Below are 13,274 nucleotides of genomic sequence, written 5' to 3'. Positions count from 1 at the left end.
GGCTGGCGTCGTCTGCGCGGTCTGACAGCGTCATCGGCTAGAGTGAGAACGTTCGTCGTCGTCCTCCCCAAGGTGATCCATGCGTGTCGTTCCCCTCCTGGGTGTCGCAGCCCTGACCATCGCCCTGTCCGGCTGCTCCCTGCTCGGACTCGACGACAATGCGGAACCGGCGCCGGCGACGACGTCGGCGAAGCCCGAGGCCGAAGTCGACAAGGTCATCAAGGCGGTCGAACCGCTGACCGGTGATTCCGAAACCGTGCCGTCGACGAAGAAGTTCTTCGACACGATGATCGACGCCGGATACAAGCCCGAGCAGCTCGAGGCCACCCTCGACGAATCGCCGTTGGGCAACGAAGTGCCCTCGAAGGTCTTCGGGGTGAAGACGGAGAAGGGCTGCGTCGTCGGGGAGATCCGCGCCGGCAAGGCCACCGCTGAGCTCATGCCCCCCTCGGAGTCGACCGGAGCGTGCCTGCTCGGCGAGGTCGACCGACCCGAAGGCGTCGAGGCGCCCAAGGGGGAGATGCGCGATGAGGACGGCGACGACAACGGTGCCGGTCACCTCCCGGGTGAGAACATCACCGGTGACGACGCGGAGACCCCGAGCCCGGACAGCTCGTCGGGCTCGAGCGACTCCTCGGGTTCGTCGGGTTCCGGAGGCTCGTCGTCGAGCGGTTCGTCCTCGAGCGGCTCGTCGGATTCGAGCGGGTCGTCGTCGGGCTCCGGCAGCGGTTCGGAGGGCTCGTCGAGCTCGGACGGACCGTCGCTGGGCGGAGGCTGATGCGTTTGGCGCGGAGGCGCGCCAACCGATAATCTGGGGCCACTATGGCCGAATTCATTTACACCATGCACAAGGCGCGCAAGGCGCACGGTGACAAAGTCATTCTCGACGACGTGTCGATGTCCTTCTACCCGGGGGCGAAGATCGGCATGGTCGGCCCCAACGGCGCCGGCAAGTCGACGATCCTCAAGATCATGGCCGGCCTCGAACAGCCGTCGAACGGCGAAGCCCGGCTCAGCCCCGGCTACACGGTGGGCATCCTCATGCAGGAGCCCCCGCTCAACGAGAACAAGACCGTGCTCGGCAACGTCGAAGAGGGCGTCGCCGAGATCAAGGCGAAGCTCGACCGCTACAACGAGATCTCCGAGGAGATGGCGAATCCCGACGCGGACTTCGACGCCCTCATGGAGGAGATGGGCAAGCTGCAGGAGGCCATCGACGCCGCCGATGCGTGGGACCTCGACTCGCAGCTCGAACAGGCCATGGACGCGTTGCGCTGCCCGCCGCCCGACGCCGACGTCAGCGTCCTCTCCGGCGGCGAGCGCCGCCGCGTGGCGCTGTGCAAGCTCCTGCTGGAGAAGCCCGACCTGCTCCTCCTCGACGAGCCGACGAACCACCTCGACGCCGAATCCGTGCTCTGGCTCGAGCAGCACCTCAAGTCCTACCCCGGTGCCGTCATCGCCATCACCCACGACCGGTACTTCCTCGATCACGTCGCCGAATGGATCGCCGAGGTCGACCGCGGTCACCTCTACCCCTACGAGGGCAACTACTCGACCTACCTCGAGAAGAAGCGCGAGCGCCTGCAGGTCCAGGGCAAGAAGGACGCGAAGCTCGCCAAGCGCCTCAAGGACGAACTCGAATGGGTGCGGTCGAACCCGAAGGCCAAGCAGACGAAGTCGAAGGCCCGCCTCGCCCGCTACGAGGAGATGGCCGCTGAGGCCGAGAAGACGCGGAAGCTCGACTTCGAAGAGATCCAGATCCCGGCCGGCCCCCGCCTCGGCGACATCGTCATCGAAGCGAAGGATCTTGAGAAGGGCTTCGACGGCCGCCTGCTCATCGACGGACTGAGCTTCTCGCTGCCGCGCAACGGCATCGTCGGCGTCATCGGCCCCAACGGCGTCGGCAAGTCGACGCTGTTCAAGACGATCGTCGGCCTCGAAGAGCTCGACAACGGCAACCTCAAGGTCGGCGAGACCGTGAAGATCTCCTACGTCGACCAGTCCCGCGGGGGCATCGATCCGGAGAAGTCGCTGTGGGAGGTCGTCTCCGACGGACTCGACTTCATCCAGGTCGGCGCCGTCGAGATGCCCTCGCGCGCCTACGTCTCCGCGTTCGGCTTCAAGGGCCCCGACCAGCAGAAGAAGGCCGGAGTGCTCTCCGGTGGTGAGCGCAACCGCCTCAACCTCGCGCTCACGCTCAAGCAGGGCGGCAACCTGCTCCTCCTCGACGAGCCGACGAACGACCTCGACGTCGAGACCCTGGGATCGCTCGAGAACGCCCTGCTCGAGTTCCCCGGCTGCGCCGTCGTCGTCTCCCACGACCGCTGGTTCCTCGACCGCGTCGCCACGCACATCCTCGCGTGGGAGGGCAACGACGAGGACCCGGCTCAGTGGTACTGGTTCGAGGGCAACTTCGAAGCGTACGAGAAGAACAAGGTCGAGCGCCTCGGCGAGGATGCGGCCCGCCCGCACCGCGTCACCCATCGTCGCCTCACCCGCGACTGACGGACTCAGAACACGAGGGCCCCGGCATCATGCCGGGGCCCTCGTGCGCGGGCGGCGGTCTATGAGCGCGGGCCGGCTCCGGGTTCGAAGCGGTCGAAGAGCTTCCGCCACAGGCGGTGGAAGAGCGTGAGCAGCCAGCGGACGACGAACGTGGCGAGGATGCCGAGGACGAGCGCGATGATCGCGACGAGTCCGATGTGGAGATCCGTGCGATCCCGGAGGATGAGCAGCGCGATCGACGTGAGCACGAGGCACAGGGCGACGTTGACGAGGCGACTGAGGATCGAGGCGAGGATCTCGATCATCGCGGTCTTGTCATCGCTCACGGCATGTCCTTGACGCGGACCATGCCCTCCTGCGCGACGGTGGCGAGGAGCTCGCCGTCGCGGGAGAAGATCCGCCCGTAGCCGAGACCGCGACCGCCGCGGGCCGCCGGCGATTCCTGGACGTAGAGCATCCAGTCGTCGACGTGGACGCGCCGATGCCACCACATCGCATGGTCGAGGCTCGCGACCCGCAGGCCGGGGGTGGCCCAAGTGAGGTCGTGCTTGCGCAGCACCGGTTCGAGGAGGTTGAAGTCGCTGGCATAGGCCAGCGCCGCCGCATTGAGCACGGGGTCGTCGCCGAAGTGCGCGCTCGCGCGGAACCACACGTGCTGCTCGGGCAGCTCCGTGTCGATGTCCCCGGCACCGGGAACCCCGAAGGGCTCGACGGGACGGATGTCGAAGGGGCGCCGATTGAACCATTCGGTGACGCGCAGGGAATCGTCGGCGGCGAGCAGCTCCCGCAGATCGGGGCTGTCCTCGGGGCCCGGGATTCCCGTGGGCATCGGCTCGGAGTGCTCGAATCCCGGCTGCTCGTCCTGGAACGAGGCGATGAGCGAGAGGATCGGCACGTCCTTCTGATAGGCGTGGACGCGTCGAGCGGAGAAGGACCGGCCGTCGCGGAGGCGTTCGACCCCGAACTCGATGGGTTCGGCGACGTCGCCGGCCCGCAGGAAATAGCCGTGCAGCGAGTGGATGAGGCGGTCGGCGGGCAGGGTCGCGGCGGCCGCGACGATGCACTGCGCGAGCACCTGACCGCCGAAGACGCGGCCGTCGGGCTTGTACTGGCTCGGCCCGACGAAATGATCCGACTCCCGCCTCGACTCGTCCACGGCGACCTTCCTCAACTCGAGGAGTTCGTGCAGACGGGCGACATTCGCCTCGGCGAGGGTCGGTTCGGTTTCGCTCACATGGGCCTCCGGAAGGACAGGGTCGGACATCGTCTCGATCCTACCCGGGCACCGTGCGACCTGCGAGGAGACGCATCGCACGACCGCCGGCAACAGGGCAGTTCGAGCGGGCACGCGGGTGATCCGGTCCGGTGAGCCACCTGCGGCGGGATGAGTCGCCCGGGCACAGGCCGGGGTCTGCGGGATGGCATCATGGGATCATGCACTCAGGCGCCACGAACCCCCTTCTCGACGAATTCACCCGAGTCCTCCTCGAACTGAGATGGGGTGACATGGACGCCTACGGACACGTCAACAACGTCGTCCAGCTCCGGCTCCTCGAAGAGGCCCGCGTCCGGGCGCTGGGATCCCCGACGCAGAGCCGCGACGCCGCCGTCGGGCCGGGGGAGTACGGCGCCGCCGAGGTGGTCTCCGGTCTTCCGATGCCCGAGGTCTTCGGGGCCGCCTCGGCGACGACCGAACTCCTCGTCGCCTCGCACGCCATCGAATACCGCGCCCCGATCAGCTACCGTCCCGGACCGATCGCCGTCGATCTCGTCATCAGCGAGGTGCGGCCCGCCTCGGTGACGATCAGCTACGTCATCGTCGAGCCCGACGGCTCCCTCGTCTACACGGTCTCCGAGACCGTCATCGCCTTCGTCGACCAGGCCAGCGGTCGTCCGCGGCGCCTGAGCGAGGAGGAGATCGTCGCCCTCGAGTCGGTCGTGCGCGCCCCCGCGCGGATGCGGAGCCTGCGCCGATGACGACCCTCGAGATCGCCGATGAGAAGGCCCTGTCCGACCTTGCCGCGTTCACCTCGCTGGCGCACCGACTCGATCCCGACGGGGCGATGCGCCTGCAGGTCGCCTCGGAGGTCCTCGTCCTCACCGTCGCTCCGCTCTTCCCGCACGGGATCGGCGATTCGACCCCGCTCGTGCTCGCGATGCGGATGCAGCGGCTCGATTCCCCCGAACTCGACGGCCTCGACGAGGTCGTCCCGCTCGCCGCGCTGACCGACCGCTTCGCCCGCGCGGAGAACGGCACGAGCCTCCCGCTGCCGCCGACGTCGATGCTCGTCTCCTGGGCCGGCATCGCCCCACCTCGGGGACCGTGGGAGCAGACGGACACGATCGCCCCGTCCGCCCTTATCGCCGGCGCCGAGGCGGGGATCGCCGAGGTCGCCGACGGCACTCCCGACGGGGCGGGCTCGCACGCGGTCAAAGCGCTCCGGGCACGGGTGTGGGCGGCCCCGCTGACGGGCGACCACGGGACGACGCTGACGGCGGGCCTCGCCTTCGCCGCCGCCGGCCTCCGCTTCCTCCCGCCATCGGCGAACGCCGCCTGCCCGATCATGGAATCCGCCGGCTGGCTGCGCGTCGTCACCCCCGGCGGCCACCTCCTCACCCGGAAGACCGCCTGAGGCAGACGGCAGGGGGCGCGAGCCCGCCAGGGCTCACCCTGCTTCGCACGGCTCTGGTCCTGACCTGAGCCCTGGATACCACGGTGAGCCGCAGACACCGGTATGCGCAGAACAGAGCGCGCACCTGACCTGCGTCGCGCGCGGTGCACGCAGACCTGACGCGAGCCGCGTGCACGGCACGCATCACGCATACCGAGGTGAGCGGCAGCCTCAGGCTCCGGTGCTGTTCGTATTCACCATCGCGGTGGCGGCGCGCTGGAAGTAGTCCCAGAACACCTCGTCGTAGAGGGGCGGCAGGTCGACCTCGTCAAGCGCCCCGCGCATCGCCCGCAGCCACCGATCCCGAGCGTCGAAGTCGACGGGGAACGGGAAGTGGCGCATCCGCAGACGGGGGTGGCCCCTCTCCTCCTGATACGTCGTCGGTCCGCCGAAGTACTGCTCGAGGAACATCTGGAGCCGGTGCTTGGCTCCGATGAGGTCGTGGCCCTCCGGGTACATGCTGATGAGCGGCTCGTCGGCGGCGACATTGGCGTAGAACGCGTCGACGAGCCGGGTGAACGTCGGATGGCCGCCGACCGCGTCGAAGATCGTCTCTGAGCTCATCGCTTCCTTCCCTCGGGATTCCCGCTGCCCTTGTGTCCGGCGCCTGCGCGGCTGCCCGTCGAGCGACCGCCCGGCGCGCGACCGCCGGAGGTCCGACCGGTCGCCGGGGACTTGCCCGAGCCGCCGGTCGACGCGGACTCGCGGTCGTGGTCCTCGGAGTCGTCCTCGGCTTCGTTCGTCGACTTGATCTTCGCCGCCTCGGTGGGGTCGGGCAGCGTGCGGAAGACCGTCTCCTGCGTGATCGGGATGTGGATGCCGTATTTGTCCATCTGGCGCTTGAGCTCGGCACGGAAGGCGCGCGCGACCTTCCACTGCTGGTTCGGCTTCGTCTTGAGCACCGTGCGGATGACCTGCGACTGCGCCGACAGGGACTCGACACCCCAGATCTCGGGCTGCTCGAGGATCGCATCGGCGATCTCCGGGTCCTCCTCGATGACCTTCGTCGTGTCGGCGATGACCTTCGAATACGTCGCCACCGAGGTGTTGTAGGCGACGGGGATGTCGAGGACGGCGCGGGCCCAGCCCTGCGACTGGTTGCCGACGCGGAGGATCTCGCCGTTGCGCACATGCCACAGCGTCCCGTCGAGTCCGCGGACCTGGGTGGTGCGCAGGCCGACGTCCTCGACGGTGCCGATCGCCTCGCCGAGGTCGACGGAGTCGCCGATCCCGTACTGGTCCTCGATGACCATGAAGAAGCCCGACAGGTAGTCCTTGACGAGCGCCTGCGCCCCGAAGCCGATCGCGACACCCGCGATACCCGCCGAGGCGAGGATCGGGCCGACGTTGAAGTTGAGCTCGGAGAGGACGATGAGGCTCGCGACGACCGCGATGACGATCGAGGTCACCGAGGAGAGCATCCGTCCCACGGTCTGTGCGCGCTGGGCGCGGCGCTCCCTGATCGTCGCCTGGTCGATACCGGTGAACTGCGACTCCATCGCCGAGGTGGAGAACCGCGACGTCGCCTTCGAGCTGCCGACGGTGCCCTTCGCCACGCCTGCGGCGAAGCGGCGGATGACGATGCGCATGAGGAAGTTGATGATGAGCGCACCGACGATGATGATGGTGACCCGCAGCGGGACGTCGAGGAGGAACGCCCAATCGATCTGCGAGGCGGCGAGCAGAGTGGTCTCGAGAGAATCAGAAGTCATGATGCCCTCGAGCCTAGCGAGCGATCTTGGACGGGTCCTCAACCATGCTGGACGTCTCCTGAGCCGTCAGGGCCCGCTGCGCGTCGGCGAGGTTCTCCCGCATCAGCCGCAGCAGTCCCTTCGGCGCCGCCGGATGATCGGTCAGCCACGTCGCCGCCTGGGCCACGGTGTGGGCGGTGGCCGGCGGGAAGAGCTTGAGCGTCATCGTCTGCGCCATCTCGAGCGTCCGGGTCTCCCACCAGCCCGAGACCCGCTGGAAGTACTCGGTGGCGAAGTCGAGGAGGGGCGGTTCGGCGGCGATGAGCTCACCGGTGTCGGTCTGCAGTCCCATCGCGAACCCGGTGGCCAGGGCCCCGAGCTCCGAGTTCGGCAGGTCGACCTCGTCGATCATCCGGGTGAAGGCCTGCGACTTCGCCGCCGAGGTCGCCCTGGCGGCCCGTGCGGTCGCGGCCTGCCGCTGTCCGGTGGCGCTGGGATCCTCGGCGGACATGTCCGCGATCGCGGACTCGGCGATCGCATCGTGGTTCGACAGGGCGATGAGCAGCTCCCATTTGAGGTCCGTGTCGATCGTGATGCCGCCGACCTCGGCGGCGTCGAGCCACTGCCGCAGCTGGTCGATCTGCGCCGGTGATTCGGCATGCCGGATGACTCCGCGGAGGAACTGGAACGCCTGATCCGATCCGGCCGGGGCCGATGCGAAGAGCTCGCCGAGGCGGTCGGCGACCCGGGTGTGTGCCTCCGCCCGCTCGGCCGGGGGCAGGTAGGCTCCGACGGCCGTCTCGAGCTGGCGCATCTGCGTGAGCAGACCGGAGGAGTGGGTGATCGCCCCGAGGTGGTCGAGCAGGGTCTCGATGTAGACGCCGGCCGGCAGCTCGCCGTCGCGCACGGAGTCCCACAGGGTGCTGAGCACGAGCAGCTGGGTGAGGGAATCGTCGAAATCGCTCAGCCGTGCCGCCGCGACCCGCATGCTCTCGGGATCGAAGCGGACCTTCGCATAGGTGAGGTCGGCGTCGTTGACGACGATGACGTCGGGCTTGGGCAGTCCCACGGCTTCGGGCACGTCCGCCTCGGCGGAGTCGAGATCGAGCGGGAGGGCGTGTGTGCGCACGAGCCGACCCTCCGCGTTCTCGGAGTAGAACCCGATCGCCAGGCGATGGGGACGCAGGGACGGCACCGGCTGCCCTTCGATGATCCACGGCTTCTGCGTCACCCGCAGCCGCGTGACCACCTCGGCGGGGGAGGAGTCCGATTCCTGGGCGGTGTCGGCCGGCGCGGTCTCGACGCTCGCCTCGATGAGGTTGACGCCGGATTCCTCGAGCCACAGCTTCGACCACGTCGCGAGGTCGCGTCCGCTCGTCGCCTCGAGCTCGCGCAGCAGGTCGGACAGTTCCGTGTTCGCCCACGCATGCTTCTCGAAGTACTGGGCGAGGCCGGCGAAGAACTCGGCCCGGCCGACCCAGGCGACGAGCTGCTTGAGCACGGAGGCGCCCTTGGCGTACGTGATGCCGTCGAAGTTGACCTCGACGTCGGCGAGGTCCTCGATGGGGGCGACGATCGGGTGCGTGCTCGGCAGCTGATCCTGCCGGTAGGCCCACGACTTCTCGATCGTCGCGAACGTCGTCCACGCCTCGGTGTACTTCGTCGCCTCGGCGGTCGCGAGCGTCGACATGAACTCGGCGAAGGACTCGTTGAGCCACAGGTCGTTCCACCACTTCATCGTCACGAGATCGCCGAACCACATGTGCGCGAGCTCGTGGAGGACGGTGACGGTGCGGCGCTCGACGAGGGCCTCGGTGGGACGGGAGCGGAAGATGTAGTTCTCGAGGATCGTCACGGCCCCGGCGTTCTCCATCGCCCCGGCGTTGAACTCGGGGACGAAGAGCTGATCGTACTTCTCGAACGGGTAGGGCACCCCGAACTCGCGTTCGAAGAACTCGAAGCCGGCGCGGGTGATCCTGAAGAGGGTGTCGGAGTCGAGGTGCTCGAAGAGCGACTCGCGGCAGTAGAGGCCCAGCGGCACCGGCTGGCCGTCGGAGGAGACGAGCTCGGAGTGGACGCTGCGGTAGGGGCCGGCGATGATCGCGGTGATGTAGGAGGAGATCGGCGTCGTCGGGGCGAACTGCCACACGGCCATGCCCTCGGCGGCCTCCTCGCCGAGGTCGGCGAATGTCTCCGCCGGATCGCCAGGGGTCGGAGTCGGGGAGTTCGAGACGACGGTCCAGTGCTCGGGGGCGACGACGGTGAAGGAGAACGGGGCCTTGAGGTCGGGCTGCTCGAAGACGGGGAAGACGCGGCGGGCGTCGGGCACCTCGAACTGCGAGTAGAGGTAGACCTCGTCATCGATCGGGTCGACGAAGCGGTGGAGGCCCTCACCCGTGTTCATATAGGAGAAATGAGCGTCGATGACGAGCTCGTTCTCCGCCGCGAGTCGCGGCAGGGTGATGCGGGAGGGGGCGACGACCTCGGCGAGTTCGAGGTCGAGGCCGTTGAGCACGATCCTCTCGACGCTCGCGGTGATCGCGTCGATGAAGGTCGTCGCATCCGGATCGGCGGTGAAGCGGATCCGGGACCGCACCCGGAACGAGTCCCCGCGACCGGTGAGGATGAGCGTGTGCTCGTAGCTCGTGACGTCAATGTGAGACGACCGCGAACGTGCTTCGTCGCGGGTGAGGTTGTATTGGGGCACTGTCTGGCGACCTCCGCATCAAGTCATGTGTACTGTCGTCATTCTGTCATGGACGCCGCGCGATCCAGGCGACGAGGACGCGGTGGGCCGGGAGCGCGCGGAGTTGGTAGATTGGCACAGTGACCGGGGCGCTGCTGCGCGCCCCCTGCCGATGAGGAGCGAGAATGAGCAGAGAGACCCTTGACCTGTGGTTCGACACGGCATGCCCGTGGGCGTGGATGACGTCCCGGTGGGGACTCGAGGTCGCGAAAGTCCGCGACGTCGACGTCCGCTTCCATCCGATGAGCCTCAACATCCTCAACCGCGACAAGGACCTGCCCGAGGACTACCGGGAGCTCATCGACCGCACCCTGGGTCCGATGCGCGTCGTCACCGCCGCGATCGCCGAGCACGGCGAGGAGATCGCCGAACCGCTCTACACCGCGATCGGCACCCGCATCCACCCCGGTGGGGAGCAGGACTTCGACAAGGCCGTCGCCGAGGCGCTCGCTGAGCTCGACCTGCCCGCCGAACTCCTCGACTACGCCGAGCGCGACGACTACGACGCGGCGCTGCAGGCCTCCCACGACGAGGCGATGGCCCTCGTCGGCGACGACGTCGGCACCCCGATCTGCCGGGTCGCCGGCACCGCGTTCTTCGGTCCCGTCGTCACCCCGGCCCCGAAGGGCGAGGACGCCGGGCGCCTCTTCGACGGCGTCGTCGCCGTCGCCTCGACGCCGGGCTTCTTCGAACTCAAGCGCACCCGCGACCAGGGCCCGATCTTCGACTGACGCTCGTTACAAGACCGACGAGCTGACCAACCCTGACGAAAGGCACATGATGAAGGTTCACCTCGGCACCGACCACGCCGGGTACGAGTTCAAAGAGGTCCTCAAGGACCACCTCGGCGAGGAGGGCTACGAGGTCGTCGACCACGGCGCGCTCGAGTACGACGCGCTCGACGACTATCCGGCGTTCTGCATCGCCGCGGCTCAGGCCGTCGTCGACGACCGGGCCGCGGGCCTCGACTCGCTCGGCGTCGTCATCGGCGGGTCGGGCAACGGGGAGCAGATGGCGGCCAACCTCGTCACCGGCGCCAGGGCCGCTCTGGCCTGGAACCCGGAGATCGCGCAGCTCGCCCGCGAGCACAACGATGCGCAGATCGTCGCCGTCGGCGCCCGCCAGCATTCCGAAGCCGATGCGATCGCCATCGTCGACGCGTTCCTCACCACCCCCTTCTCCGGTGATGAACGCCATTCCCGCCGGATCGGGATCATGGCCGCCTACGAGACCGAGGGACAGGCCGGACTGTGAGGATCCGGGGCGCGGTGCTGCGCGAGATGGAGCATGCCCGGCCGTATGCGGAGTCGTCCCCGCTCACGGTCGAGGAGCTCGACCTCGACGCGCCGGGCCCCGGGGAGATCCTCATCCGGCTGACCGCGGCCGGAGTGTGCCACTCCGACCTCTCCGTCGTCGACGGGAACCGGCCCCGGCCGCTGCCGATGCTGCTCGGCCATGAGGGCGCGGGCATCGTCGAGGCCCTCGGCGACGGCGTCGACGACCTCGAGATCGGCGACCAGGTCGTCACCGTGTTCCTGCCGCGCTGCGGGGTCTGCCGCAACTGCCTCACCGACGGGAAGCTGCCGTGTCTGCCCGGGAGCGCGACGAACGCCGCGGGCACCCTGCCCTTCGACGGTCACCGGGTGCGGCTCCACGACGTCTCCGGTACTGAGGTGCTCCACCACCTCGGCGCGTCGGTCTTCGCCACGCACGCCGTGGTCAACCGCGCCTCCGTCGTGCCCGTCGGCCACGATGTGCCGGCCCCGATCGCCGCGGTGCTCGGGTGCGCGGTGCTCACCGGCGGGGGAGCGGTCCTCAACGCCGGCGCCCCGGGCCCTGACGACGAGGTGATGATCGTCGGCCTCGGCGGGGTCGGGATGGCCGCGCTCATCACGGCGCTGTCGATCGAGACCGCCGGGGTCATCGGCGTCGACGCGAACCCGGACAAGCTCGAGCATGCGCGGAGGCTCGGGGCGGTCGAGGTCTACACCCCCGAGGAGCTCGGAGACCGGACGGCGCCGATCGTCATCGAATGCGTCGGCCATCCCCGCGCCTTCGAAACCGCGTTCACCGCGACCGCCGTCGGCGGAACCACCGTGACCGTCGGCCTGCCCGCCCCGGATGCCGAGGCCCGCATCACCCCGGTGACGCTGACCGCCGAGGCGCGCACCGTCATCGGGTCCTACCTCGGGTCGGCCGTGCCGGCCCGCGACATCCCGATCTACGCGCAGCTGTGGCGCGAGGGCCGATTGCCCGTCGAGGAGCTCATCTCCGAGACCGTCGCCCTGGACGACATCAACGCAGCGTTCGACGCGCTGGCCGCCGGCACCGTCATCCGCCAGGTCATCGACTTCGAGCGCTGAGGCACGCCCCGTGCCGCGGGGCGGCCGCTCACTCCGGTGCCGGGATGCGGATGATCCGGTCGTCGCCGGGCCCCGGATCGCCGCGACCGTCGGTGTTGTTCGTCAGCATCCAGATCTCCCCGGTCGGGGTCGTGACGACGTCGCGGAGGCGACCGTACTCGCCGTCGTAGGACGTCCGCGACTGCGAGAGGTCGGTGACCGGGACCTCGCGCAGCGTCGCACCGCGGAGATTGGCGATGAGGATCGAGTCGCCGGTGATCGTCATCCCGCTCGGACTCGCCTCCGCCGGAGCCCACTGCTGGACCGGATCGACGAAGTCCCCGCCCTCCCCGGGATCGGACATGCCCTCGACCTCGGGCCAGCCGTAGTTCGCCCCGGGTTCGATGACGTTGAGCTCGTCCCACGCGTTCTGCCCGAATTCGCTGGCGTACATCGTCCCGTCCTCGTCCCAGCTCAGACCCTGCGGATTGCGGTGACCGTAGGAGTAGACGTACGACCCGTCGAACGGGTTGTCCTCGGGCACCGCGCCGTCAGGGGTCAGCCGCAGGATCTTGCCCGACAGGGCGTCCCGGTCCTGCGCCGAGGCGCTGTTGCCGGCATCGCCGGCCGTGGCGTAGAGCATGCCGTCGGGTCCGAAGGCGAGTCGGCCGCCGTTGTGGGTGGTCCCTGCCGGGATGCCGTCGAGGAGCACCTCGGGCTCCCCGAGGCCGAGGCCCCCGGGGTCGCCGGTGAGCGGGAAGCGGACGATGCGGTTGCCGTCGGCGGCCGTGAAGTAGGAGTAGAGGACGTCGTCGGCGACGGCGAGGCCGAGCAGGCCGCCCTCGCCGGCGGCGGCGACGTCGGGCACGGTGCCGACCTCCCGGACCTGCGCGGGACGGTCGCCGGAGAGTTCGAGGATCCGCCCCGTATCGCGTTCGGACACGAGCGGGGAGCTGCCGGCGAAGGCGATCGACCACGGTGCGTCGAGGTTCTCGGCGACGACCTCGGGGGCGGTGAGCGGCGGGGGAGACCCCGTCTCAGTACTCGGTGCCTGCGACGGGGAGAACGCCGAGCTGCCCGGCGCCGAGCTCGGGTCGTCCCCTGCGGTGCAGGCGCTGAGGGCGAGGCCGACGGCGGCCCCGAGCGCGGTCAGGCGCACGGTCCGCGTCCGGGTGCGCAGGCGTGAGAGCGGGCTCGGGTGCGAGGACGGGGGCAGCGGCGCCATGGCGGGTCCTTCCTGGATCCGGTCGGGACACCATTGTCGCGAACTTCCCTGCCGCGGGTCGAGCCTCATGCCGTCCAATGGGAACGGCGGTGA

13 protein-coding genes are annotated in these 13,274 nt (G+C 69.2%); 7 read left to right on the top strand and 6 right to left on the bottom strand.

What is annotated here, in order from left to right:
- Positions 1-79 precede the first annotated feature (79 nt).
- Together ABD154_RS01920 and ettA are read left to right on the top strand one after the other, a co-directional pair.
- A complete protein-coding gene (locus ABD154_RS01920) occupies positions 80-778 on the top strand; it encodes a DUF6993 domain-containing protein (protein WP_198498608.1) in 699 nt (232 codons plus the stop codon).
- A 44-nt stretch (positions 779-822) separates the two neighbouring features.
- Positions 823-2,505: an energy-dependent translational throttle protein EttA gene (gene ettA, locus ABD154_RS01915; protein ID WP_137826330.1), complete on the top strand. Its 1,683-nt coding sequence runs from the start codon at positions 823-825 to the stop codon at positions 2,503-2,505.
- A gap of 59 nt (positions 2,506-2,564) precedes the next feature.
- Here ettA and ABD154_RS01910 read toward each other — a convergent pair whose 3' ends face one another.
- Entirely contained in the window at positions 2,565-2,831 is a 267-nt protein-coding gene (locus tag ABD154_RS01910) for a hypothetical protein (RefSeq protein ID WP_198498609.1), read from the bottom strand.
- Entirely contained in the window at positions 2,828-3,769 is a 942-nt protein-coding gene (locus tag ABD154_RS01905) for an acyl-CoA thioesterase (protein WP_198498610.1), read from the bottom strand. Before ABD154_RS01905 ends, ABD154_RS01910 begins: the two co-directional genes overlap by 4 nt.
- Before the next feature lie 170 nt (positions 3,770-3,939).
- Between ABD154_RS01905 and ABD154_RS01900 the strand changes: the two genes are divergently transcribed.
- Both ABD154_RS01900 and ABD154_RS01895 read left to right on the top strand, forming a co-directional pair.
- Positions 3,940-4,482, top strand: coding sequence for an acyl-CoA thioesterase (locus tag ABD154_RS01900; protein WP_198498611.1), 543 nt, complete (start codon positions 3,940-3,942; stop codon positions 4,480-4,482).
- On the top strand, positions 4,479-5,138 hold the full coding sequence (locus ABD154_RS01895; protein ID WP_198498612.1) for a DUF8185 domain-containing protein: 660 nt from the start codon (positions 4,479-4,481) through the stop codon (positions 5,136-5,138). The genes ABD154_RS01900 and ABD154_RS01895 overlap by 4 nt, the downstream gene beginning before the upstream one ends.
- A 210-nt stretch (positions 5,139-5,348) precedes the next feature.
- Here the strand turns inward: ABD154_RS01895 and ABD154_RS01890 are convergent, their stop codons facing one another.
- The 3 genes from ABD154_RS01890 to pepN are packed head-to-tail and all read right to left on the bottom strand — an operon-like array spanning position 5,349 to position 9,575.
- A complete protein-coding gene (locus ABD154_RS01890; RefSeq protein ID WP_198498613.1) occupies positions 5,349-5,741 on the bottom strand; it encodes a globin in 393 nt (130 codons plus the stop codon).
- Complete coding sequence (locus ABD154_RS01885; RefSeq protein ID WP_198498614.1) at positions 5,738-6,889, bottom strand: mechanosensitive ion channel family protein; 1,152 nt, start codon at positions 6,887-6,889, stop codon at positions 5,738-5,740. The genes ABD154_RS01890 and ABD154_RS01885 overlap by 4 nt, the downstream gene beginning before the upstream one ends.
- Positions 6,890-6,902: 13 nt before the next feature.
- A complete protein-coding gene (gene pepN / locus ABD154_RS01880) occupies positions 6,903-9,575 on the bottom strand; it encodes an aminopeptidase N (protein WP_198498615.1) in 2,673 nt (890 codons plus the stop codon).
- A gap of 164 nt (positions 9,576-9,739) precedes the next feature.
- On the opposite strand from pepN, the gene ABD154_RS01875 reads away from it, so the two are divergent.
- Genes ABD154_RS01875 through ABD154_RS01865 form a run of 3 tightly spaced genes read left to right on the top strand, consistent with a single transcriptional unit; the run spans position 9,740 to position 11,977 of the window.
- On the top strand, positions 9,740-10,345 hold the full coding sequence (locus ABD154_RS01875) for a mycothiol-dependent nitroreductase Rv2466c family protein (RefSeq protein ID WP_198498616.1): 606 nt from the start codon (positions 9,740-9,742) through the stop codon (positions 10,343-10,345).
- Positions 10,346-10,394: 49 nt separating this feature from the next.
- Positions 10,395-10,868, top strand: coding sequence for a ribose-5-phosphate isomerase (locus ABD154_RS01870; protein WP_198500951.1), 474 nt, complete (start codon positions 10,395-10,397; stop codon positions 10,866-10,868).
- Positions 10,865-11,977 carry an alcohol dehydrogenase catalytic domain-containing protein gene (locus ABD154_RS01865; protein ID WP_198498617.1) on the top strand — a complete coding sequence of 371 codons (1,113 nt, stop codon included), beginning with the start codon at positions 10,865-10,867 and terminating at the stop codon, positions 11,975-11,977. Before ABD154_RS01870 ends, ABD154_RS01865 begins: the two co-directional genes overlap by 4 nt.
- A gap of 28 nt (positions 11,978-12,005) precedes the next feature.
- Here the strand turns inward: ABD154_RS01865 and ABD154_RS01860 are convergent, their stop codons facing one another.
- The gene (locus ABD154_RS01860) at positions 12,006-13,181 is read right to left on the bottom strand and encodes a PQQ-dependent sugar dehydrogenase (RefSeq protein WP_198498618.1); all 1,176 of its coding nucleotides are present in this window, start codon (positions 13,179-13,181) and stop codon (positions 12,006-12,008) included.
- Positions 13,182-13,274 lie beyond the last annotated feature (93 nt).

This window comes from Brevibacterium sanguinis (assembly GCF_039528855.1).
Classification (GTDB): domain Bacteria; phylum Actinomycetota; class Actinomycetes; order Actinomycetales; family Brevibacteriaceae; genus Brevibacterium; species Brevibacterium sanguinis.
The sequence above is the reverse complement of the archived record's forward strand: the minus strand, read 5'-3'. Positions and strand labels throughout refer to the sequence as shown.